This window comes from Pseudomonas juntendi (assembly GCF_021560075.1).
GTDB classification, from domain to species: domain Bacteria; phylum Pseudomonadota; class Gammaproteobacteria; order Pseudomonadales; family Pseudomonadaceae; genus Aquipseudomonas; species Aquipseudomonas juntendi.
In genome coordinates this window covers 1,478,112-1,501,105 of record NZ_CP091088.1, presented here as the reverse complement: position 1 = coordinate 1,501,105, position 22,994 = coordinate 1,478,112, and the positions used below count along the sequence as shown (strand labels likewise).

The following is a 22,994-nucleotide window of genomic DNA, read 5'->3' as shown; positions in this document are numbered from 1 at the left end:
AATGCACCCTGCGCAGCCTGCAGAATGCGTTAGCCAGGCAAAAGCCATGGCCCTAGTCCAGAGCAGGTATGACAGGGAAAACGGGGGAAGGGGAAAATCGAGTAGGAGGCGGGTTCACACCCGCCGTCCTCTCACACCACCGTGCGTACGGTTCCGTACACGGCGGTTCAGGCTATGCGGCTAAGCCGGTTGATCGTATCCAGTATCGAGACCAGTCCGAGTCGATCCCATAGCTTCTTCGGCAGCGCCTGATTCATATGAGATGCTCCCGAGTTCCACCATGGGCCTCGACCATTAGAGGCTGATTTGCAGGCACGCTCTTCACTTAGACCCAGGCGCATCAGGTTGCGCACCCTCGTAGAGGGCTGCTTCCATTGGCGCCAGATGGCACAGCGGAGTTTGTGCCTGAGCCAGCCATCCAGTTCCTCAAGTGGCCGTTTGCTCTGGCTGAGCTTGAAGTAACCCGCCCAGCCTCGTAATACAGGGTTTATCCGCTCGATGGTATTTGCCATCTTGCGACCCCGTGCACCGCGTAGCAGCTCTGCGAGCCGGTCGCGCAGGCGACCCAGGCTCATCGTTGCCACCCGCAGCCTTGGCTGCTGATGCCAGCTCATCCCATAGCCCAAGTAGTCACACTTCCAGGCTCTCGCGACTCGACTCTTCTTCTGATTCACCGTCAGTTTCAAACGTTGGTTCAGGAAGCGCTCGACACTGACCAGTACTCGCTCGCCAGCCCGAGGACTGCGCACATAAATGTTCGCGTCATCGGCATAGCGCACGAAGCGATGGCCCCGCCGCTCCAGTTCGCGGTCAAATTCATCGAGCAGGATATTCGACAGCAGCGGCGAGAGCGGGCCGCCTTGCGGCGTCCCTTCCTGCCGTGGGCTAACGACACCACCTGACATGACTCCCGCTTCAAGGTAGCGACGGATAAGCCTAAGTACGCACTTATCTTTGACCCGGCACTCGATACAGGCCATGAGGATGTCGTGGTTGACTCGATCGAAGAACTTTTCCAGATCGATTTCCACGCACCACCGATGTCCCGATGCCACATGGGCACGGGCCATCTCGACAGCTTGATGTGTGCTTCTGCCCGGACGGAAGCCATAACTGTAGTCCGAGAACAGTGGGTCGAAGATGAGCGTGAGCTGTTGCTGCAAGGCTTGCTGGATCAAGCGATCCACGACGCTGGGGATTCCCAGTTGCCGTGTGCCGCCCTGCGGCTTGGGAATTTCAACCGCTCGCACTGCTTGTGGATGGTATTCACCGGCCAGTAGCCTGGCCTTGAGGGTTGGCCAATACTGTTTCATGTAGCCCGCCAAGTCAGCGACCGTCATGCCATCGGCACCCGGCGCTCCCTTGTTGCTGACCACGCGTTGATACGCACGTCTGAGGTTGGCCGGTGCAAGCACCCGCTCCATCAGCGTGTCCGGCTCCGCGTTCGTCCACGTCGCTGACGCCGCCGGCACCTTTGCACTGTCAGGCATCACCCTCGGCTTCTGGCCGGGATTCGGGATGACAGTTTCCGCTGTGGGAAATTTCTGCATTACGGCTACCAACGAGACAGTGACGCCTACTAGCGGCATAACCTGTTCGGCCCTTGGTGGCGCGGTTATCCGCCACTTACTACGGCTTCGGCTGACTTCTGCACGCTCATCCCGTCGCCTTTCGACGCGCGGTAGCACAATGGCAAACGTACAGATCTCCCAGGGTAATTCGCGTGACCTTCCTGCTTATGCCTGTCGGATTTACGTCACAGCGTTCCGTGCAAGTATTGGGCTTTGGCGATTGTTGCCGCCTAACCCCGCTGTGCCGCCTGATCCGCTTCCTGTTCGTCAGGCCAGCATTTTGCCTCGGGCTTCCTTCAGATTCGCAGTCGCCCGCGACACCCTTGCCTCCGGCTAACACTTCCCCTTGCCGGGTGTGTAGAGGACTTTCACCTCCAAGTCACCCGCTTGGCCACCACAGCCAAGCAGGTTGCGCTTACGCGCAACGCGCCATGCCTGGCGCACAACAAAAACCCCCGGCCATTTGCATGACCGGGGGCATTGGATCACGCCGCAAGGGGCGCGATCAGGGTACCGCCAAGATTACTGCTGCTGAGGCAGTTTATCGATCGGGCCGCAGCCACCGATGATCTTGGAGATGGAAACCGAAGGGTGGAACAGGTAGTCGTAGGTGCAGTTTTTCGGTTGGTTGTAAACCTGGCCAGTGCAACCCGACAACAGGGCAATACCCGAAACGACAGCAACGGCTACAGTGGCCTTGAACAGCTTTTTCATTACTAAGTCCTTTAAATGAAACATTTGCGGCCATCGTCTGATGGCGGCGGGATGATACAGAAACTGAGCATTGGATCCAAGTCGCAGGGTCTTGAATGCTCAGCCCTCCCCTATCAATCGGTTTCCAGCTGGTACGCCTTGCTCACGAACACTGCTGCGAACAGGCTCTTGCCTTCCTTGAAGGTGTAGGTTTCCTCGAACTGGCCGTCTTCGACCAGCTTCTGCCCGATGGCACATTCGGAGTCGCTGTGGTTCTTCGCCTTCGTGCCGAAATCACTGCTCCACGATGACAGCCCCACTTCCTGGCAGAATGCCGCGAACTTGGCCTTGGGAACCCGCTGCTGGTAATCGTTGAACGCCTGCTTGAGCGGCTTGAAGCCGCTGTAGCTCAAGGTGTAGTTCTCGACCTTGGCCTTGCGGGCAAAGCCGCTCACCGCCTCCGCCAGCACCGCCTGGCCGGAATACGCGCTGTAGGCACCGATCACCATGGCACTCAGGGCGCTCTTGAGCTGGGTTTCAACATCGTCCAGCTCCGGCAGCGACTGGAACTCCGCCTTGCGCACGATCTCACCGACCTTGGAGCCGTCGTTGCGGTGGGTAACCACGAACGTCATCGAGCCTTCACCGTCGCTGGAGCGCTTGATGGTGAAGTCCAGGTCGACCGTGGTACCAAAGTCGCCGGTACTGCTGACCAGGAAGGCACCGGTCAGCGGCTGGCGCACGGCCATGTTGCCCCCCCAGTTGAAACTCGACGGGGCGGCGCGCCCGTTGGCGAGCAGCTCGGCCCGTGGCTGGATCTCGTCGCTGACATCGGCCACCAACACCACCTCGGCGCCCTTGGTGGCCACGAACGGGTTGCCCATCTGCATGCCCAGCAACTGCACATGGATACTGCCGTCCTTGCTGTCCCCGTCATGGGCCAGCTTCAGCGCATCTGCCTTCAGGTACACGCCGGCCACATCACGGCTGGCGTTGAGCTGGTACTTGGCCCAACCGGCCAGGCCTTCCTCAGCCGAACTGCCCTGCACCGACTCCATCAGGCCTGACAGGCCGCGCATGAACTGCTGAGCCCCGTTGGTCTGTGCAGCGGCCACGCGGATCTCCGGGTCGGCCACGGTCAGGTTGCCGGAAAACGCCGAGTAGGAAATGTCGCCCTCTGACAAGACGTCTTCCAGGAAGTAGCGCTCCTTGAAGTCGTCGTAGTAGGCCATCGCAGCCTTCTTGCCCGAGCTGGAAAGCAGGGCATAGCCACCGCCAAGCACCAGCACCGCTGCGGCCACACCGCCCATCAGCAGCTGCTTCTTGTTCATCTGTTTGATCATGGTGTTTGCCTCACTGGACCATGGCGGAAGCGTTGTTCCAGTCGTTCACGTACTGTTGGGAGACCTCGGGGGTCCAGCTGAAATCGATGCCGGCGTTGGGGAATTCCTTGGCCAGTACGGCACCGAACGATACGCGGTCGGCACAGTGTTCCTGCTTGCAGGCCGCAGGCTCGCCGGCGCTGTAGGCGCGGAAGGTGGGCACCGCGCGGCCGTCGTCCAGCGGGTAGTACGGCGTGGCGTTGGCCACTTGGGTTACGTACCAGCCCTCGCCGTATTCCTCGTCCGCGACCAGGCGGCCTTTGCTCGGGAAATCGATGTTGTAGAAGTCGCCCTGCTTGCCGGTTACATGCACCATCATCGTCGCCACAGTGGCCGAGGTCGCCGGGTTCTGCTGCTCCAGTGGCGACGCGAAGCGCACCTTGATGCCGGCCATCTGCGCCAGTGCCTCGGTTTCACGCCCCTTGAACTCGCTCATGCCGTCCTGCAGCTGCTGGTAGCGCTCCAGCACACGGGTGTGCACGCGCGCCAGTTCCTGCTGGCGCTGGCGCAGCTCGCGCTGGCGTTGCTGCTCACGCTGTACCGCCCAGTTGGCACCGTCGCGCACATCGAAGAACAGGCCTTGGCGGTTGATGCCGATGCGGTTGCGGGTGATTTTCTGCGCGTCATTGCCCCAAAGGCTGTTGGTGATGGCCGAGATGTCCTTGACGATCAACAGGGTGGCCACATCGGTGGTGGACGGCGAGGCGGTCTTGACCAGGTCGAAGATCTCCAGCGCGGCCTCCTTGTACTTGGCCGGGTCCAGGGCAAATGATTCGTCCGGGGTGACCGCCACGTAGTACGGGTCGCTGCCGAACGGGCGCAATACGCCATAGCTGGAACGACTGAAGGTCAGGTACACCTTCATCTGCCGGCCGGGGATCTCACCCACCAGGAATGCGGCCTGGTCTGCGTCGGCAGTCAGGTAGGAAACCGCCTTGTCCTTCACTGCGGCCTCCAGGCGCTTGGTGAAGATCAGGCCACTGGGGTGGGCATAGACCTTGTCCCAGTTATCGCCGCGATAGGTACCCACCGCTTTCCAGCTGATTCTGTCGAAGCTGCCTTGGCCAAAGCCGGAGGCCGGGCACGGCATGGCCGGGGTGGTACCGAACGACAGGGTGTCGCCTGCGCCGATGATCGACTTGCTCAGCACCCATTTGCAGCCGGCGCCGTCGGTTACCTGCATCAGGTTGGGGTTTGCCAGGACCACCGGGCGGCCAAAGTCCGAGCTGGGGGCTGCGGCCACTGCTGGGGCTGGGGCCGCCGCGGGTGGTGCAGCAGGGGCTTGGGCGGGCGCAGCAGGCGCTGGTTCTGCCGCTACGGCGGGCGCCGGTGCCGGTTGTGCCAGCGCGGGGGCGGGTTCGGCGGCTGCCGGGGCCGCTGCCGTGGCAGGTGCCGGGGTCGGGGCAGGTGCCTGCTCCGCTGCCGGTTCCGGTACCGGTTCCGGTGCAGCAGGCGCCGGGGCGGCAACGGCAGGTGCAGCAGCCAGTGTCACCAGCCCCAGGTTGCTGGCATTGCCCGAGCCGCTGGCGTAAAGCTTGCCGTTGCCATCGACTGCCTTCCAACTCACCTTGGCGGTCGAGCAGTCCTTGGCAAACACGAACGGCAGCTTGCTCAGCAGGCCCGTCAGCAGTTCCTGGTTATCCCAGGCTGGGCGGCTGATGGTCAGGTCGACCTGGGGTTTGCACCAGGTGCTGGCATCGCCAGGCACTTCGACCTTGATGTTGTCTTTCTTGGAATAGGCCAGCTCATGGGCGAACGCTTGCGGTACCAGACCACAAACGCCGACCACAGCCAGCGCGAGCGCGTGCTTTTTCATGGAGTCCTCAGATCAGTTCCCAGGTGCCGTTGGCTTGTTTGCAGAAGGTGTTCTGCTCTTGTTCGGTCTTGCCGTTTTGCGCCTTCAGGCTGACGGTGACCGGGCGGCAGGCCGCTTCGGCGGCAACGGTCTGGGTGGGCAGCGACTGCAGCGAGTCCAGGTCGAAGGCTTGGGTTTCCTTGCTGGCGGCAACGTCCAGCTCGTCCAGGTTTACCGCCGGGGTCACGCGCTTGGCCACGGCCTGCGCCTTGGGCTCCACGTAGTCCTTGTGCACGTAGCCCACGGTCACCCCCTTGCGCCCGACCAGGATCCAGTCGCCGGTGGCGCCCACTGCGGTGAACTCGGTGTGGTTCTTCAGGCTGCCGACCTTCTCGCCAGAGGCGTTCGGCGCGGCGCGTACGTTCAGGTTGTCGCTGGTGGTCACATACGGTTCGTTGATCAGCTTCATCGACGGCACGGCCTGGATCTTGGGCGCGCGCTTGACCTCGACCTGCTTGGTCTTGGTGTATTCCTTGCCTGGCACGATCTGCGCGCTGGCACCAGAGTGGTCGGACTTCCAGGTCACGGGCTGGGCGCTGGCCGTTGCCTGTTGCTGGCTCAGTACTTCCTGGGTGCGCAGCGCCAGGGCCTGCTGGTCCTTCTCATCGAGCATGTTGCCGATGCGGTTGCCGACGTAGGCGCCAATCCCACCCGCGATCAGCGCGGCGGCAATCTTGCCGTTGCCACTGCCCAAGGTCGAACCGATGGCAACGCCAGCCAGGCCACCGATCACCGTGCCCGCTTGCTCTTTGCTGATCCCGAGCTGTGCACAGGCCGTGGTAGAAGCGATGGCGACCGCCAGTAGGGACGCGACGAATTTCTTACGCAAGTGGAGCACTCCATTGTCGATGGGGCGCACAGCCGCGTACCGCAGCCAATGGCAGGCGGCGGCAGGCGAAGGTGTGCGTTGATTTGAGAGGGGGCGCGGCACTGGTCGCGAGCGGCAATTCAGCCGCCCGGCGCTGGGCAAAAAGGAAGACCAGTACGGCGCGAAGCATCCAACGAATCCATGTCAGAAAAAGTCATCGCCCAGCGCGCGTAATCATTACGGCGTTTGACCTGGGCGTGAGTGGTGTAGTAGAGGGCCGCATTGTAGCCCAAGGTGCTATTGGCAGTTCAAGACAAAATGTTGCGGTCCTCAGCGTCGGCAGGACCGGCCCCTTCGCGGGCACGCCCGCTCCCACAGGTTTTCAGGTGCAGCACCGTCCCCTTTGGGAGCGGGCGTGCCCGCGAAGGGGCCAGCCCGGCAAACACGATTCCAGGGCAATAAAAACACTGCCCACCGACAACATCACAGAACCATTTTGCCTATGGCTGCCCTGATCCAAACCACCAAAACGACGAAGCCCCCGAAAACTTCAACGTTTTCGGGGGCTTCGGCTACTACGTGTATGGCGGAGAGATAGGGATTTGAACCCTAGGTACTGTTGCCAGTACAACGGATTTCGAATCCGTTTTTGGCCTCATATTCTTTTGAGGTATTTTCATAAAATCTAAATAAATCAGAAACTTCGACGCAAGGTGACGCAACAGCATTCCACAACATTCGGGGGATCGATTCCCCCAAGATTCCCCCACAGCTTCTGATAGCATTTGGCCTCTCCAAACCAGCGTCGTAGCTCTACTCACCGCTACCCCAGCGTTTACTGATTTACCCCATGGATGAACAGATGACTACAGATAATCCAGCCGCTCGCGCATTTCGCGTACTGAAAGCAATCGAAGCGATGCCTAACACAACTGAGACGAAGAAGGCATGGCGTGAAGCATTGGGAATCAAGGGGAATGATGAAGGCCCCCTGCTGATTGGGCTTGGTCAATTCATCGCGGTCACAACCGAAGCCGTTGAGCTTATGAATGATCGATACCCTCCCCTGAAATCCCAGACCACCACGTGGCACCGGACGTTCACGAAGGCCATGCAAGAGCAGGTGTTAACTAGCCACATCTCGACTTTCACATCGAGATATAGCAGCGCCTCGAACGATTTCCTACAGGTCATGAATCAAATGCTCGCTATAGATTCGCCTCCTGAAATTGACAGCCTGGTTATTCTCGATTTCCAGCAGGCTATCTCCAACTTGATCAAAGAAGTTATAAGCAGCGACGTTGAAATCAAAGTTAAAGAATACCTTGTCAAGTCACTTAGAAAAGTGGAATCAGCACTTGACAATTACCGCTTCACTGGAGTCGTACCGGTACTGGAGTCAATTGAGATCGTAGCTGGCCATATGTTTACTGACTCGAACTTCAAAAAATCGTTGGACGCGGATCTCGGATACAAGGTCTTTTCGACCTTGGGTGCAGTAGCCGATGGCGTGTCAATAGCTACCGGAGCACCGCCTTCTCTGTGGGCTCAGTTGGGAGAAGGCTTGAAAGGTCTCTTACCGCAATCAGTCTGATATCAGTGAAGACGGGGCAGGTCTTTGCCCCGGGCCGTGGCCACCACGCGCAGTTGATAGTCGGATACCGCCTGGAACAAAGATTCCGCCAGCAGCCGCAGCCGCTCGACCTCCTCGGCCGGCGCGCCGCAATCCTTGGCCTGGTGATACTCGCGCATTGCGTCGATGGCCTGCTGAATCAGCGGCTCGCCGGCCTCGACCATGCCGATGAAGGTGCGCTTGTCCACTGCCCTGCTCCGATCACTTGATCAGCGCATTATAGGATGCTTCGCATGCGAGCCCCGCTATTCGGGCTTGGTCATAAGCTTTCGCCAATTCTCCCGCTCGAGCATCAGCCCGTGTGAGCAGGTCGGAGAGCACCATGGCGGCGCGGGTGGCTGCCTTGCCTCGGGCGATAGCACCGGTATCCGGGCCGGGGCAACTGACGGAGGCTGCGAGCTGAGCGACGTCGTGCTGCAGCCGCTGGCCAGCAACATCGGCGCCAGCAGCCCCAGTGTCAGCCACTTGGTGTTGTTCGTGTGCACGGGCTCTCGCCTCCTCCTGCGCCTGGGCGCGTCGTTGTTCTTCCGCGCGGGCATCGCGCTGTCCCAACGTCTCGGCCAGCCGATCGCCGCTATCACGCTGCGCCGATGTGGCAAGCGCCTGACTGCGCTCCACCGACCGGCCATGCTGGTATATGCCCCAATATGAAGCCAGCACCAGGGCCAATAGGCCCAGCCGCACCGGCCAGTTCATGCCAGCGCTCCGCCGAGCTCCACCCAGCGCCCGAGCAGCTTGTCCAGGCGGTGCGGGTTTTGCCCATAGCTGTTGCCCGGGAAGCTGGCCCAGATGTTCGAGCACTTGGCGATCGCCTCCTGAATGCGGCCGGCTTTGACATCGTCGAGGGCGCGGCGCTCGCGGATCTGCTGCAGGGCTACGCGATCCTGATTCTCAGGGGTGAAGCCGCCAGACAGGCGCAGGCTGACCCGGTACGCATCCCAGTAACGCTCGAGCAGCTGGTACCGGCCGGCAGCGGTGCTGGTGACCGGTTTGCCGTTGATGGGGAATGTCAGCTTGCGCCTTGGGTGGTCGGCGTACCCCTGGAACAGGCCGCCACCGTACAGCACGTTGTAGCCGTCATCGCTGGCTTTTACGGTCGAGGTGCCTTCGGAAAAAGCGATCAGATCCAGAAACCGGAGCACATTCGCGCCTCCGGCCTGGGGTTCGGTGAGTCTGGCCATGGTTTCTCCAAGCGAAAAAAAGCCCGCGCTTGGCGGGCATTGGGTGGTTGCGAACGCCGTCAGGCAGCAGACGCCTCAGGCCCTGGTGCTGGTTCTGCCGGATCTTTCGCGCTGATGGAGACCTTGGCGGTGTAGTCCTTCAGCACTTGGGCGACACAGACCTGGGCGGCCGGGAACTGGGTCAGAATCTCGCGGGCTCGGGCGTCGGCCTCCTCCTGGGTGGCGTAGCGAGTTTTGTTGGCAACTTCGTAGTCATTGCTCAGGTTGATGGCGACAAATGGCATGGGTAAATCTCCAGGCAAAAGAAGCCCGCTCGATGGCGGGCATTGGGTAGTCGGCTTGGATTCAAGCCTTGGGGTGTTGCTGCTTGATCTGCTGCAGGGTCGAGAAGAACGGCTCAGCCTTGGGCATATGCCCTTGATTCATCGCGTGCCACAGCATGTCCAGTTGCTCCTCCACCGGCGGGTACTCGGCCGCACGGCGCTTGTTGTGGTCGCTCTTATGCTGAATTTTCAACGGTGAACTCCTGATCGCGGTATGGCCAAAGGGTGACCGTGACGGTGTAGATACCCGGCGCCGAAAATCCCAGCTCGATGTCACTGCCGTCAGCGGTGTAGGTTTCGCTCTCGATGTTGACGGCGGCACCTTCGTGCACCCCCTTCAACCAGAGCCCTTGGAGAACCGCCCCCATCTGGGGGCGCTCCTTGAGCATTTGCCCCATCACGAAGTGATCGGCCGGCCTTGCCGGTGTGGCCACCTGGATGAAAGGCCGGTCGGTGTTGAGCCTGATGATCTGCTTCCCGTACTCGGGCGGGCAGCTGACGGCAAATACGATCCGGCCGTCAGGCTCATAGGCTGCGAAGTGTCCAGTGTTGATCATCGTTTGGTTCCCATCGCAAAGAGGTTATGATTTTTCACGCCGACCCCCGTGTTCTCCCCCCACCACTTCACAGTGACGACGAAAAAACCCGGGCCAACGCCGATTGATCCCATCAGGTTAGGGAAACCATCCGCCCAGTCGCCGCCACCTTCCGCGATCACCAAGCCGTTGATATCCATCTGGAATTGGTACTTACGGATACCACTGCCAAACCCTTGGTAGCAGCTGTACTGGGCCGTGATGAAACCGCCCTCGTCCATCTGAACGCCGACAGCGACTAGGTTTTGCCATTGGCCTACCCCCGCACCCAGCACATTCCCGGGGCTGCTTGCCGATACCGGCACAGTGACAGCGTTACCACGAATTCGCAGCGTGTCGATTTCCGCCACCCCGATCTTCGCGGACGTAATCGCACCGTTGGCGATCTTGGCGTTGATGATGCTGCCATCACGAATGAAGGCATCATTCATAAACACCTGGCCGCCTTGAATCGCAAACGGGCTGACGTAACCATTGCCGGCGGCGTTGATTACCGCGAACTGGTCCGCCAAGACGGCCACGACCGACTGCAGCACCCCATTCTGGTTCTGAATGCCTACTCCAATCCCACCGAGCGCATAAACTCCGCTTTGCGTAACTGCAACCTTGATCGAGAACTGAGCGTTGACCCGATTATTCAATCCGGTCTGCGCGGTACTGATCTGCTGTACCGAAGCATTGGTGGCCCCCAAAGACGATTGGGTGCTCTGAATTTGCTGACTGAGTGCTCCATCAGCATCGCTTCGGGCCTTGGCTTCGTTCTGAATCGCGGCGTTGGCATCTCCGACAGAGGACAGCAGTCCATTTATCCTCTGTGTTTCAGCCGCCAGCTTGTCGCCCTGCTGGGATACGTTGACACTGAGCGAATCAAACGCCCTACCCGAAGCAGCCACCGACCGCCGACCGGCTGCGATGTAGGCAATGTCCACCTCGCCATTGGCATCACCTGAGTTGTACATGTCCAGGCGGATGGCCCAGATCTTCTTCCCGTTCCAGCCTGCGTGGCCGGAAAGGTCGAACTCAATGTCCTGCCAGTCCCCGTTAGAGGTGCTGATAGGCCAATTGAACCGCCGGGCCTCGGCAAGGCCCCCATCCTCATTGGCCCAGTACATAGCCGCACTGGTCCGGCCGGTGTTGCGCCGGCGCAGCCTGATCCTCACAAGAGGGTTCGCGGCTCCGTCTATGACGGGGAAGGTGTTGGTTGCCTGAATGGTCGTGAACTTGGCGACAGTTGCGTACTGAGGGCCAGCGGTCAGGGTTGCTCCAGACGTATTGGCTATCCATCCCTCGACCGAGTTAACGAACTCCCAAGTCTGCCCAGCCACGAATGGCAGAGCGGTGCCAATCTTCGCCTCCAGGTTGGTGATGCTCGTGGATTGCGCAGTCAGTCCGCTTTCCGTAGCAGCGACGCGGTTGGCCACGCTGGTCAGCGCAGCGGTCGACGCCTTACTGGCCAGGCCAGTGGAACCGTTGTTGACGCTGTTCTCAAGGCTGGTCGTTCTGCCGGACACAGAGGTGATGTCTTTGCCCTGCTGGCTCACGCTGGATGTCAGGCCGTCGACTGCCGTAGAAACGGCGCCGATGGTGGTGCTGTTGACCTGCCCGTTGTCTCGCCAGCCAGTCGGCCGCGAACCGTATTCGACCTGTGGCCTGGCAACCTCGAAAGTACCAGCAGCACTACTCCCGCTTGCAGCGTGGGCCCGGTAAAACACCCGAACCTTGGCGGCGCCAGCAGGAGCAATCGATGTGAACGACACGCGATCGCCGGACACCGATACGGGCACAACCAGCGAGGCCGGAGCAGAGATTACGGCTCCGGCGGCGTTTGCCCACTGATGGAAGATCCTCAATCCCAAATCGCCTGAATCGGAGGTCTTTCTTGCATAGATCGACGACGTCACCGTCTGACCTGGGGCAACTGCAGGAGCCCGTTCACTTGCTGTGACCAGCGACGTGTAAGGGTTGCCCGAAGCTGTTGTGCCAACGCCGGTGGTGGTGCACCGATATGCATTTTCTGCAGCGTTAAGCCAGGAGCTGACCATTGAGGGCGTATAGGTCGCCGTCCCTTCCGGCACCCATCCATCAGGATTGTTCCCCGTAGCTGCTCCCAATTTGGTGAAAGCCGGGTTGTAGAGCAGATTCTCTCCGCCAACGTCTCCGATCGAATTGTCCAGTTGAGTTAGCCGACCACTGACTGACGTCAGCCCCTCCTCCGTGCTGGAGACACGACCCGATACGCTGTTGATCGCTGCAGCGTTTGCTTGCGCTGCGCTTTGAGCGTTCTTGGCGTTGTCCTTCCAGGCACTCACTACCGTGGATAGTTCAGCTTGGGCGCGATCAATCTCGTAGTAGCCGTCACTGGCGGTACCACCCAAAGGACCTCTGACGCGTAAAAGAAGGTCTGCCCCGATCGTCCCCGCTGGAGCGGCAGCGCCAGTGAAGACTGGTCGGTTCCATGCGTCGCTCAGAATGGTTCGGAGCGGTCCATGCGTCCCTACCGTGGCCCCACCACTGTTCTTGTATTGCAGGTATATCTCGCTGACCAGATCCTGGGTGCCCCGGACATACGCCGACACTGTCAGTACCTGCCCTGGCGCCATGGACACCCAGCTTGCGTTCGGTAGCGCAACATCCACATACGCGGAGCCGGACAGCCCTTTGGCATCGACACGCTGCGCCTTACCGCGAGGGTCCAAGGTTGACGGCACCAACGACAGGAGCCGATTGGGTGCAGACAGCGAGGAGCCAATACGCCAGCCATCAGCAAGGCCGGCAGTTGGCCCCTCTACCTCAAACGAAGGGTTAGGCAGTAGGTTCTCGCCGCCAACCTGGCCGAGCGATGCATTAATGCCAGTGATCGCCTCGCCAGCGGCGGTGATGGCTGTGCCCTGTTGCTCTACCTTATTCGTGAGGCTCTGAACGGTAGAGGCATCAGCCTTTGTCGCTACTTGGCTCAGGGCATTGGCCGCTGCTGCTGCGGCATCCGTGGCTACCTTGTCCGAAACTGCCTGCCATGCGGAGCCATTCCACCGTTTGGGTGTGTTCCCGCCACCTGTGGTATCAATCCAAAGGTTCTGGATCTGCTGGTTGATGGCTGAAGGTGTTGAGTTTTGGACGATCACCTTGCCCTTGGCGTCAGCGAGGCTGTATGCGTCTTGGGCAGCCTTCTGCGCAGCTGACACATTACCGTTGGTGGCATTGAGCCCACCCTGCAGATTTACGATCGACTGGCTCTGGCTGGATAGCTTTCCTTCTGCTTCGGTAACCGCGTTGTTCAGAGTGGAAACGGCTTCTGCCGAGGCCGAGGCGGAACGCCTACCAACGGCGATATAAGCGATATCGATCTCGCCGCTTGTATCACCGGAGTTCATCATGTCCAGGCGGATGGCGTAAATTTTCTTGCCGTTCCACCCGGCATGGCCGGACAGGTCAAGCTCGATGTCCTGCCAATCCGTGGTTGTGGCGCTGATGAACCACCCAAAGCGCCTTGCCTCGGCCAATCCGCCGTCTTCGTTGGCCCAGTACATCTGGGCACCCGCCCGGCTGGTATTACGCCGCCGTAGCCTGATCCGCAGATAAGGGTTCTCTGCGCCTGCAACGACTGGGGTGAAATTGCACTGAAGGTTCGGGTTTGCAGTCACGGTAGCAAACAGCGGGCCCGCAGTAATCGTCCCGTTTGTCGCGGTCGCCACCCAACCCCTTGTCGAACCGGTGAACTCCCAGGCACGGCCAGCAACGAATGGCTGGGCAGCGCCTACGCTGTTTTTCAGCTGCGTGATATCAGTGCTCTGGCTGCTCAGTGCCCCTTCAGCAGCCTCCACTCGGTTACCCAGGGACTGGACAGCCGAAGCATCCGCCTTCTTGCTCACACTATCGGTCAACGAAGTCAGGGCTTGGCTCTGCGACAAAAGCTGCTGATCCTGCGCCTTGTCCTTGTCTTCGGTAGCCGCCACCCGGGTGGTGACCTGCTGCAGCGCCTGCGAGCTGGCCTTGCCGTCGATGCTGGTCTGCATGCCGTCCATGCGGGTGGCTTGCGACGTGAGCTTGCCCTCGGCATCGCTGACCCGGGTGGTCAGGCTGCTGACTACCGTGGCGTCGGCCTTAGTCTGGGCCAAGGCCAATGCGCCGGCGGCAGCTGCGGCAGCATCGGTTGCAACCTTGTCAGTAACAGCGACCCAGGCGGTGCCACTCCACCTCTTCGGCGTGTTGGCATTGCTGGTGGTGTCGATCCAAAGGTTCTGAGCCAGACGGTCGGCGACGGCAGGCGCGGCCGACTGAACAATGACCTTGCCCTTCCCGCCCGCGAGCGTGGCCGCATCCTGCGCAGCCTGCTGGGCAGCCGACACGTTGCCGTTGGTGGTGGTAAGGCTCGACTGCAGGCCCGAGATCTGCTGGGCCTGGGCTGAGGTGGCGCCCTCCAGGGTTTCGACTTTTGTTTCCATGGTCTGGACGCGCGCGGCCATGCCGTTGGCAGTCACCACCGCCTGGCCAACATCGGTCCAGTAGGTGGCGTTCGGCGGTGGCGTGTTCAGCGGTACCGCTTTTAGGGCCTGGTACAACTTGCCATCACTGCCCAGGGCGCTTTGCCCGACGCTGTAGGCCTTGTCTTTCCGGTACGGCAACGAGCCGGCCAAGGCCGAGACGTTGGCGATCTGCTGCTGCAGGTCGGCCTTGGCAGCCGACACATCAGTGCTCACAGCGGTGATCTGCTGCTGCAAATTGCCTTTGGTGGTGTTGAGGGCGTTGTTCACCTCACTGATCTGCTGGGCCAGCTCGGTCTTGGCCGTTCCTATTCGATCGTTGACCGACCCAGGCCCGTTCATGTCTATCAGGTCGATGCGACTGGTGAGCTGTTTACCCAGTTCGCTTTCGGTGATCTGGCCTGCAATGACATCCAGCATCTGGGTTGGATCGCTGGATGTCGCAGCAGGCACGAACAGGAAATCACTTTTTCCATACGCGTTCGCGGCCCGCACGTAGTAGAAGTACTCCCGGGCGAATGCCAGCCCAGTGTGGGTAAAGGTCAGGCCCTGTCCCAAGTACACAGCGTCCGCAATAGGCGCCGAAGGGTTGGTGGCATAGAAGTACTCATAGGTGCCGCCATTAAGGCTGTTTTGCAGGTTGGCCGGTACCAGCGTGATGGTATCGACCGACGCAAACACAGCACAGCTCTCCGGAACGGGAGGGCCACCCACGTTAACGCTGATGCTTGCCTCGCCAGATCGGGTGCCAGGGCCAAAGGCAACAACACTCATGGCGTAAACGCCAGAGGTGAGGCCATTGATGTTGCAACTCGAGGCTTCACCGCCAATCTTGAGGGACTGTACTACCTCGGTGCCCTTGCGAATCGTCACGGTGTAGCTGAGCACGGTCTGTATCGGTGGCGTCCAGCTCAGCACGCCTTGGACTACCTCGGCCACACCGCTGGGGGCCCAGGCCAAGCCAGTGACTGCAGCCAGGCCGCCAACCGGCAGGTTGATGAACCCCAGCGGATCATAGGGCTGACCCACAGCATCATCAAAAATGGCTTGCTCATAGGGCTTGAGGGTGACTTTGCAGGCATCAGCGGCGCCCATGGTCCAATCGGTGATCATGAACTCGCCCAGGATATTCAGCGACGGCAGATCGACTTTGACTGCACGCCCCGGGCGGCAATTGTAACCATTGAAGTTCAGCGGCACGGCCAAAGAGCCACCCGAGCGCCGCCGCCGAAGGCTGATGTTTGCGAGCCGCTGCGCCAGGTACGCATCTGTCACGTAGGCAAACGACTGCGACTCAGCGAGCTCGCCGCCGTCGGTAGCGATCCAGTCCTGAATTGCGACCTCCGGATAGTCGGTCTCTGCCCAGGCCTGCGCGGGGTCAACAAACGTCCCGCGCATGGTGTTGATGGCGTCACTGTTGCTGACCTCGGTCGTGCCCTCAACGGTGCCGATGACCATGTCTTCGTTAATAGTGAAGTCAGCTGGGCCATAGTAAGCACCCACCTGCAGCGACCAGCGGCCGCCAACACGGATCAGTGTCCCGGCGCAGGCCGACAACAGGTTATCCAGAACGGTGTTTCGCTTTTCATCGGCACCAATGACCGCGCCTGCGAAATACCTGCGGGTGTCCTTGCTATCTGGCCCGATAACGGTTTCATCACAGACGTTGGCCGCACTGGCGAAAGATTCAAAGATGATCTCGTCATCAGGAATCGCACAGCGGTTGCGCAGGTACCAGAGAATCAGCAGCGCCGTGTTGGCCGAATATCCCGAGGCGCCGTTGCGCGGGTCATATACATCACTGCGCCCGCGGACCACGAAGCGCACATCAGGAATGCCGGATGGAAACTTCTCTGCGTCGTACTTGAACGACAGGCGAACAAACGATAGGCCGCGGCCGATCTGCTCTTGGCGCCAGTCTGGGCAGTTGGCCAGGAGGAACGCGTTTGCCTGGGCCGGGTCGATGATCACCTCAGAAGTGGCATTCTCCCCCAACTCGGACAGGGGGCGCTCATCTACGTAGATCTCATCGACACCCGCAATGGCGCCTTCGGACAGTACATAGACAATATGCAGCCACTCACCACTGGTCTGATCGCCCGACTGCTCCTGAACCCAGGCGAGCACACCCCCAGTGCTGACACGGCCGAGAATGAAGCGCACCGGAGCCTTGGACGACCGAACGGTCTGTGAGCTTGGCTCGGAGCTATTGGCACCTGATACCTTGGCTGCGCCAGTTAGGCCGGCGAAGATGCCCTGTACGCCGCCGAACACGTCCTTGATCGCGCCAACGGGGTCGTACAGCGCTTTGATTGGAGCCGTTACCAGCTTGGCAACCGACTTGATAGATTTGCTCACTATTCAACTCTCCATGCCGCCAGTGGCTTGCAGTCCACGCTGGACGCGCCTATGTCGGTTGCCGCCCAATAGCGATCTGACCAATACACCGCCACGCATTTGCCCTGCTCGTTCTCGAAGGCGACGATGTCGCCGCGCTGCACGAACTCAACGGGCACCCGCATGAAGTGAGCATCCAGTACGGCCTCGAGCGAGCCATGACGCGCTGCAATGACGCGCTTGGCGCCGATCTCCGTCTTGTATCGCCCGCGGTACTCCTTCGCCGGATCAACGCCGCAAATAGCCATTGAGCAGTCCGACACGAACAGGCAGCAGTCAAATTCGCCCCATAAAAAAGGCCGCTCGGAAGCGGCCTGGATGGTTTCGTGTAGCCTCGCGGGCCAGTCTCGATAGCGCATGACATTTACTCGTAGGTGAAGGACGGCGCGTCTTTCTTGGCACCCCAGTAGATGGGCCATTCCGCCATCTGCGCGACGGCGTAGAAGAAGCGGTCACCGTCGTGGCGGGCTCGGTGGTTCTCGTCGGTCCAGCGCTCAGTACCAATCCGGTTCCACTCGGCCATGCGGTCGATAATGGTGACCGTGATGGTGCTATCCTCGCCCGATCCCCCATAGGAAAGTTTGGCGGCGTCCATACGACCGCTGAACAGAATGTCAGCCGCGTAATTCCCGGCCTCGTCATAGACGACGAACATCAGGCGGGCCGACCGGCCTCGACAGCCCGCAACCGATGTTTGGGAGAGGATGTAGCTGTCCAGGCCATTCAGCGTCAGATCGATGGACAGAGAAGAACTCGAGTCAGCGCTTTCGCTGGCCGCGCCCACTTCGCCGAAGGTGCCAACGCCGTCGTAGGCGTAGCCGTTGATGACCAGCTGGCCAGTGCCGGTGTGCGCCCTGACCACGCCATCGGCGAAATCCAACTCGCATGCAAAAACCGGCGTAAAGTTGCCGGCGGCAATGATGCTCAGCACTGATTGGGAAAATGGGAAAACTGCCGCCATTTAGAAGGCCTCCCGACATTCGATAGAAAGTTCGGCCACCACAGGCCTGATAGCAAGGGTGTAGCTGTCTTCTGTGAGGCGCATGATCGAGTAAGGGTTTCGGTATTCCACTGCTGTGCCAGCTACCAGCGCAGAGCGCAACCGTCTGTTCAGGGGCAATACAGCCGTGCCACCGGAGCTGGATACCACATCCTCAACTACCTCGTGCATCACACCATCAATGGTGATGTAGTCGCCCTGCCTGAACACCCGGCGGCTGCCCTGCAATCCACTCAGGGTAATAGTTGAGGCCATGGCTGAACCGGTCTGCACAACCGGGGCACCGATAATGTCAGTCCGCTTGCGCGTGAACGCAGGCAGCTTGAACGTGCCGAAGCGCCCCTGCAGGCGCCCCATGAACGCAGTCACGATCCGATCTCCGTCGCGGGTCATCGGGGGCAGCGACAGTGAGCACTTCCAGTACGACCCCGGGTAACCCACGATCTGCTGGCTGTTGTTCAGCGTGGAGCTGAAGTCGCGGTTGTTGTAGACCATGCCCCAGCTCATCTCAGCCGGGCACACCTGAGTCGGCCATTCGATTGCCATCGTTCCACCTTAAAGTTTCTTACGGATGCTCTGCATGATCTGACCGTTTCGGCCCACGTCCTGCAGGATCGCGGACATGGTTTGGCGCATGCCCTGTTGAATCATGGCAACCGTCTGAGGGCTCACATCGCCATTTACATGGAAGACCTGGTGCACCGCCACAGGCTGGCCGGCGCCTTCCGGCTGACCTCCTCTGCTGGCTTTGTTCACCTCGTCGAGTGTTTTGTCCAGCTTTGCACTAGTGTTGGCGGTAGTGACCCGCTCGCCCTTCTGCAGCAGCCAGGTGCCTTCCCGGGGAACACTATCGATACCGTCGTGCGCCATGCCCATTAGAGCTGTGGATGCCACACCTGCAACCATCGGGGCGGTTGCGGCTGCGGCAGCCATCGCCGCGGCAGGTGCCAACCCAGGGCCGATGAGCGGAATCGCAGCCGTTGAAGCAAATGCCGCCAATTGCGCCTGGAATGACGTGGCCTGGGCGTTCGCAACCATAGCCAAGCCGGCAGAGGACTGCGTTGTCTTGCCCACCATAAGCTGCACGGCCTGATAGACCAGCCACTGCGCGGCCATGTCTGCCAGCGCATCAACCATCGACCTGGCGAACCCGCCCACCATATCCATCAGCGCATCACCGGCATCCTTCGAGCCCGTGGCCACATCAGAGATGAACGAACTGAGCTCGCTCCTGGCGCTACCGAGGACAGACGTGGTGGCATCAGCGGCCATGGCTGAGTAGTCGGTCGCGGCGTCTGCAAAGTTCTCCCAGGCGCTGGTTACGCCATCCATCCAGTTGCTCTGCGCCTCATCGAGCTGGCTGTAATAGTGGTTTTGCAGGTCCAGGCGCTCGGCCAGGGCATCGCTCAGCACCTGGGTTTCCTGGTCGTACAGGCCCTGGCTGATGTCGCCGCTGTTTCGCTGCAAGACCAACTCGCGCTGCTGGCGGTTGAAGTCCTCCTCGATCGCCAGTCGCTCCTTCAGCCGATCCTTGTACTTGTCGCCCCGGCCGGCGCCAGCAAGCTCCTGATCGAACCCGCTTTTCGCGGTCTGGTAGTCCTCGTTCACGCTGGAGCGGAAGGATGCAAGCTTTTTGGCATCCTCCTCGGCCTGCTTCAGCTTCTTCAGCGCGTCTAGCTCAGCCGCTAGCCCTTCCAGGCGCTTGCGCTGCTGAGCGTTGACGCCCTCCAGCTTTCCGGCGGATACCTCGAAGGCCAGCTTCTCGACTTCAGTGGCATTCTTGCGCTTGTCGGTCGAGGTGTTGATCAGTTCGATTTGTCGCTGGTACCCCTCCTCCATATCCTCGAAGCGGCGACTGAGGGACTTACTGTCCTTATCGCCAGCCTTCGATTCCTTCAAGGCCTTGTTCGCCTTGTCGATCGCCTCAGCGGCGGCCAGAGCCTTCTTCTCATCGTCCGGCGAGAACTTCACCGAGCCGGCGGCGATCTGGGCCCTAAGCTTCTCGACTTCGGTCAGCTTGCCCGCGACTACCGCCTGCTTTTCGAGGTTCTTGAGGTAGGTGCCGCCCTCCTTGTCAGACGCAAGGCGAGAGCTATTCAGCTCCTTCTGGACCGACTGGATGGCCAGCCTGAGCGCATCAGCTTTTTCCTTCGAAGCGTCGAGCGAAGCTTCAAACGGAACATCGCTTTTGTCATCGACGCCTTTCTGGAACTGCTCCTGCAGTTTCTCGGTTTCCTTGAGTTCAGCCTGCAGGCCCTTCAGCCGATCTTGCAACTGATCGTAGGACTGGGTGCCCAGGTTTTCCGGCAACATCGACCGCGAAGCCTGGCGAATGCGCGTCGAAGCATCCTCAAAAGCGTCCGCTGCCTTGCCGGCCCCCTCCTCAGCCTTGTCACCGAAGTCGATAAAGGAATAAGCCAGTACCCCCATCGTGATAATAAGGCCCGGCCACCCCGCCGCCATTCTCAGCAATGCAGAGCCAGCGGTGCGAAGGCTAGCAATCGCCGCCCCGAGCGCTGTAGTCGCCGGAAGGAAACTAGCCATCGCAGAAGTGGTGGCAGCATTCGCAGCAAGTTGCGTGCTGGTCAAATGGCCGTTGGCAGTCGCCAAGACTTCCGTTGCAGCCGTCCTTTGAGCCAGCGCGGCACTCATTTCGGCCGACCCTGCAACCGTTACGGCAGATAGCTGAGCTTCAGCTGCTGTGAGTTGCTTAGTAATCGCTACTTCGGTCAATCGAAGCTCGGCCATTCGAGCTACCGACTGCTGTCGACCAGCATCTGTGATTTGAGCCTGGAGGCGCTGTGCCTCCAATACTTTCTCTGCAGCTATCGCACCCTGTACGGTCTGAAGCCTTGCTACCTCAACTCCTATCACCTGCCTATCGGCACTTACCTTGGCTGCCGCTGCGGACACCGCAGCCCTGGCCGCCGCCAAATCAGATGCGGCGGCGGCCTGAGTAGCCTCGGCCCTCCTAAGCTCGCCAGCAGCAGCCACGGAACTTGCAAAGGCCTGCTCGGAAGCTGCGGCGCGGGCAGCCCTCCAGGCGAGAAGCGTGCTCGCCATCCCGCCAGCTACTCGCCCCAACGCCACATACAAGCCAGTTTCAAGGATGTTTACCAGATTTTTGATGTTGGTCGAGTCGGCAGCCTCAGAGAGATCAAGCATCGCTTGTGCTGCCGATTTGGTGACGCCGTAGGCCTCGTCAAGAGATCCAACGATTCTGGTAGCGCTGTTCTGAATAACCGTCCAGCCTGCAGAAAGCGTGGTTTGTGAGCGAGCAAATGCATCGTCGATAGCTTGCGTTTGGTTCAGGATCGCCTGGAATACCTCTTTAGAGGTAAGCTTCCCTTGCTCCCCTAGGCTTCTCAGGGACTCTCGCGAAACACCCAATCCGTCGGCAATTGCCTGTGCCAATCCAGGAGCCTGCTCGAGAACAGAGTTCAACTCCTCTCCTCTTAGCACCCCAGATGCAAAGGCCTGGCCGAGCTGAACGAGCGCTCCTTGAGCGGCCTCAGCGGATACGCCGCTGGCAGACATAGCCCTGCTGATGTTCTGGGTGACTTGGGCGATTTTCTCCTGTGTTGCACCCAACTGGCCCGAGGAAGCTGCAATTCGTTGATAGAGCTCGGCAGTAGCATCAAGCGAAGACTGAGAGTTTTGAGCAATCTGAAAAACAGATTGCGTCTGCTTGGAAAACTGCTCGTAGGTATCAGAAACCTGCTTTATCCGATTTTGTACGCCAATCCACGCCTGCGAGTAATCAGTTAGTTCGCGCACGCTCAAATATGCAGCAGCAGCCCCGGCGATACCCTTAAAAGACGAGGCAACAGATTGAGAGGCCTGCTCAGACTCACGCCGAACTTGCGCCATTGACCGCTGAGTCGTCCTGGCTGCTTGGTCCATTCCCTGCTGAAAGCCGCCAATCCTAGCGATCAAGTCTAAAGTCAGCGTTCCCAGCGAGCGAGTAGCCATTCACTTTTCTCCGGCCATAAAAAAACCCGCCGGAGCGGGTCGTTGAGCTAAGTAAGTTCAGAATGTGATGGCCATCAGCTTTTTCCATGTGCCCCCATCGGTGGTTGCCATGAATTTCCGGCCATCTTTGAGGTATGCAGCGAATGCGACTTCCTTTTTATTACCGCCAAGGAGGATGCCTCCAATTGCTCCTAGAGGTCCAAGCAGCACCGCTCCAGCTACGCCCCAGCCGGCCGTCCCTAGCAATTTCTTAACTTTCTCCTCGTCAAGCATTTCTACGCTTTCAAGATCAATCCCCAGATTGATAGTTTCACCCTTCCAGGGATGGTCCTTTGTGCTAGCCCGGGTCATGATCGCAGCCCCAAACAATCCAGAGAATTGCCACGAACCCTTATCAAGATCCCCTGCCTCAACTTTAACTGTCGCCATATATCCTCCTTGGATGTAATGCTGGCAATGTATCATCAGCGGAATCTGCTTCACACCCATTCGGCCATTGCTCGCTCTAGATCCGTACCCCGGCGAACATGATGCGGCATAAAGGCTTGCAGGTCAGCCGAGCCCCCTGCACCGCGGTTGACCTGCAGCGCAATAAGGGCGCTGGAAAGCTCGACCCGGCCGGCCAGGTTCAACGATCCATGCTTGTCACGGTAGGCAACCCAGGCCAGCACTTCCGCATAAGAAAGCGTGGCCTTGGCCTCTGCAATCGAATTCCCCCCTACGCCGTTAAGGACGAGTTCGTGCCAGATCTCTTCGGCCGGGGTGATTTCTTTGCTGGCGGATTGTTCACTTCGTTGACAGCGTTGAGCAGGAGGATGCCCAGGCCTGGATCAAGATTGACTGCGTCCTCGAATGGAAGCTCCTCAACTCCACCCTCGCCAAGCATGATGCTGGCTGACAAATACCTGGCATTCTTATAGCGCTCCGCCTCTCCTCCGGCGAACATCGCCTCCATGACGCCGAAAGCGTGACGGCGGACGTGGACCGTGAACTTGTCGGTGATGGGCTTGCCCTCTTCGTCAGTGTGTTTCCACTCGACTTTCTTGGGCACCAGGGCGTCGGCGATGACGCCTCCTTTCTTCTTCAGTTGCGCGAGATCCAT

General features: G+C 59.9%; 20 protein-coding genes. 1 reads left to right on the top strand and 19 read right to left on the bottom strand.

Going from position 1 to position 22,994, the window contains the following annotated elements; genetic code table 11:
* Nucleotides 1–167 precede the first annotated feature (167 nt).
* The 5 genes from ltrA to L1P09_RS06895 all read right to left on the bottom strand — a co-directional run bounded on the left by ltrA (nt 168) and on the right by L1P09_RS06895 (nt 6,330).
* Nucleotides 168–1,589, bottom strand: a complete 1,422-nt coding sequence (ltrA, locus tag L1P09_RS06915) for a group II intron reverse transcriptase/maturase (protein ID WP_222186725.1) — start codon at nt 1,587–1,589, stop codon at nt 168–170.
* Between the two features lie 504 nt (nt 1,590–2,093).
* Nucleotides 2,094–2,285 (bottom strand): YhfL family protein, encoded by a 192-nt coding sequence (locus L1P09_RS06910; protein ID WP_182337245.1) that lies wholly within the window; start codon nt 2,283–2,285, stop codon nt 2,094–2,096.
* Nucleotides 2,286–2,398: 113 nt separating this feature from the next.
* Nucleotides 2,399–3,607 (bottom strand): hypothetical protein, encoded by a 1,209-nt coding sequence (locus tag L1P09_RS06905; RefSeq protein WP_054905777.1) that lies wholly within the window; start codon nt 3,605–3,607, stop codon nt 2,399–2,401.
* A gap of 10 nt (nt 3,608–3,617) precedes the next feature.
* The gene (locus L1P09_RS06900; protein WP_235768641.1) at nt 3,618–5,462 is read right to left on the bottom strand and encodes a hypothetical protein; all 1,845 of its coding nucleotides are present in this window, start codon (nt 5,460–5,462) and stop codon (nt 3,618–3,620) included.
* A 7-nt stretch (nt 5,463–5,469) separates the two neighbouring features.
* Nucleotides 5,470–6,330: an SH3 domain-containing protein gene (locus L1P09_RS06895; RefSeq protein WP_009681801.1), complete on the bottom strand. Its 861-nt coding sequence runs from the start codon at nt 6,328–6,330 to the stop codon at nt 5,470–5,472.
* Between the two features lie 829 nt (nt 6,331–7,159).
* Between L1P09_RS06895 and L1P09_RS06890 the strand changes: the two genes are divergently transcribed.
* The gene (locus L1P09_RS06890; protein ID WP_064314708.1) at nt 7,160–7,903 is read left to right on the top strand and encodes a hypothetical protein; all 744 of its coding nucleotides are present in this window, start codon (nt 7,160–7,162) and stop codon (nt 7,901–7,903) included.
* Between the two features lie 2 nt (nt 7,904–7,905).
* On the opposite strand, the gene L1P09_RS06885 is transcribed toward L1P09_RS06890, so the two are convergent.
* The 14 genes from L1P09_RS06885 to L1P09_RS06820 form a co-directional block, all read right to left on the bottom strand.
* The gene (locus L1P09_RS06885; protein ID WP_064314709.1) at nt 7,906–8,130 is read right to left on the bottom strand and encodes a hypothetical protein; all 225 of its coding nucleotides are present in this window, start codon (nt 8,128–8,130) and stop codon (nt 7,906–7,908) included.
* 13 nt (nt 8,131–8,143) lie between these two features.
* Nucleotides 8,144–8,638 (bottom strand): DUF2514 domain-containing protein, encoded by a 495-nt coding sequence (locus L1P09_RS06880; RefSeq protein WP_064314710.1) that lies wholly within the window; start codon nt 8,636–8,638, stop codon nt 8,144–8,146.
* Entirely contained in the window at nt 8,635–9,123 is a 489-nt protein-coding gene (locus tag L1P09_RS06875) for a glycoside hydrolase family 24 protein (RefSeq protein ID WP_064314362.1), read from the bottom strand. Before L1P09_RS06875 ends, L1P09_RS06880 begins: the two co-directional genes overlap by 4 nt.
* 59 nt (nt 9,124–9,182) lie before the next feature.
* Nucleotides 9,183–9,407: a hypothetical protein gene (locus L1P09_RS06870; protein WP_064314711.1), complete on the bottom strand. Its 225-nt coding sequence runs from the start codon at nt 9,405–9,407 to the stop codon at nt 9,183–9,185.
* A 61-nt stretch (nt 9,408–9,468) separates the two neighbouring features.
* Nucleotides 9,469–9,639, bottom strand: a complete 171-nt coding sequence (locus tag L1P09_RS06865; protein WP_235768640.1) for a hypothetical protein — start codon at nt 9,637–9,639, stop codon at nt 9,469–9,471.
* Nucleotides 9,623–10,003, bottom strand: a complete 381-nt coding sequence (locus tag L1P09_RS06860) for a hypothetical protein (protein ID WP_064314712.1) — start codon at nt 10,001–10,003, stop codon at nt 9,623–9,625. The genes L1P09_RS06865 and L1P09_RS06860 overlap by 17 nt, the downstream gene beginning before the upstream one ends.
* Nucleotides 10,000–16,881, bottom strand: coding sequence for a phage tail protein (locus L1P09_RS06855; protein WP_235768639.1), 6,882 nt, complete (start codon nt 16,879–16,881; stop codon nt 10,000–10,002). The genes L1P09_RS06860 and L1P09_RS06855 overlap by 4 nt, the downstream gene beginning before the upstream one ends.
* Nucleotides 16,881–17,279 (bottom strand): DUF6950 family protein, encoded by a 399-nt coding sequence (locus tag L1P09_RS06850; RefSeq protein ID WP_235768638.1) that lies wholly within the window; start codon nt 17,277–17,279, stop codon nt 16,881–16,883. The genes L1P09_RS06855 and L1P09_RS06850 overlap by 1 nt, the downstream gene beginning before the upstream one ends.
* Nucleotides 17,280–17,284: 5 nt before the next feature.
* Nucleotides 17,285–17,881, bottom strand: a complete 597-nt coding sequence (locus L1P09_RS06845; RefSeq protein ID WP_235768637.1) for a hypothetical protein — start codon at nt 17,879–17,881, stop codon at nt 17,285–17,287.
* The gene (locus L1P09_RS06840; protein ID WP_235768636.1) at nt 17,882–18,466 is read right to left on the bottom strand and encodes a hypothetical protein; all 585 of its coding nucleotides are present in this window, start codon (nt 18,464–18,466) and stop codon (nt 17,882–17,884) included.
* 9 nt (nt 18,467–18,475) lie between these two features.
* On the bottom strand, nt 18,476–21,892 hold the full coding sequence (locus tag L1P09_RS06835) for a phage tail tape measure protein (protein WP_235768635.1): 3,417 nt from the start codon (nt 21,890–21,892) through the stop codon (nt 18,476–18,478).
* A gap of 57 nt (nt 21,893–21,949) precedes the next feature.
* The gene (locus tag L1P09_RS06830; protein WP_235768633.1) at nt 21,950–22,321 is read right to left on the bottom strand and encodes a hypothetical protein; all 372 of its coding nucleotides are present in this window, start codon (nt 22,319–22,321) and stop codon (nt 21,950–21,952) included.
* A 50-nt stretch (nt 22,322–22,371) separates the two neighbouring features.
* Nucleotides 22,372–22,641, bottom strand: a complete 270-nt coding sequence (locus tag L1P09_RS06825; protein ID WP_235768945.1) for a hypothetical protein — start codon at nt 22,639–22,641, stop codon at nt 22,372–22,374.
* Nucleotides 22,611–22,994, bottom strand: a complete 384-nt coding sequence (locus tag L1P09_RS06820) for a phage tail assembly chaperone family protein, TAC (RefSeq protein ID WP_172287375.1) — start codon at nt 22,992–22,994, stop codon at nt 22,611–22,613. The genes L1P09_RS06825 and L1P09_RS06820 overlap by 31 nt, the downstream gene beginning before the upstream one ends.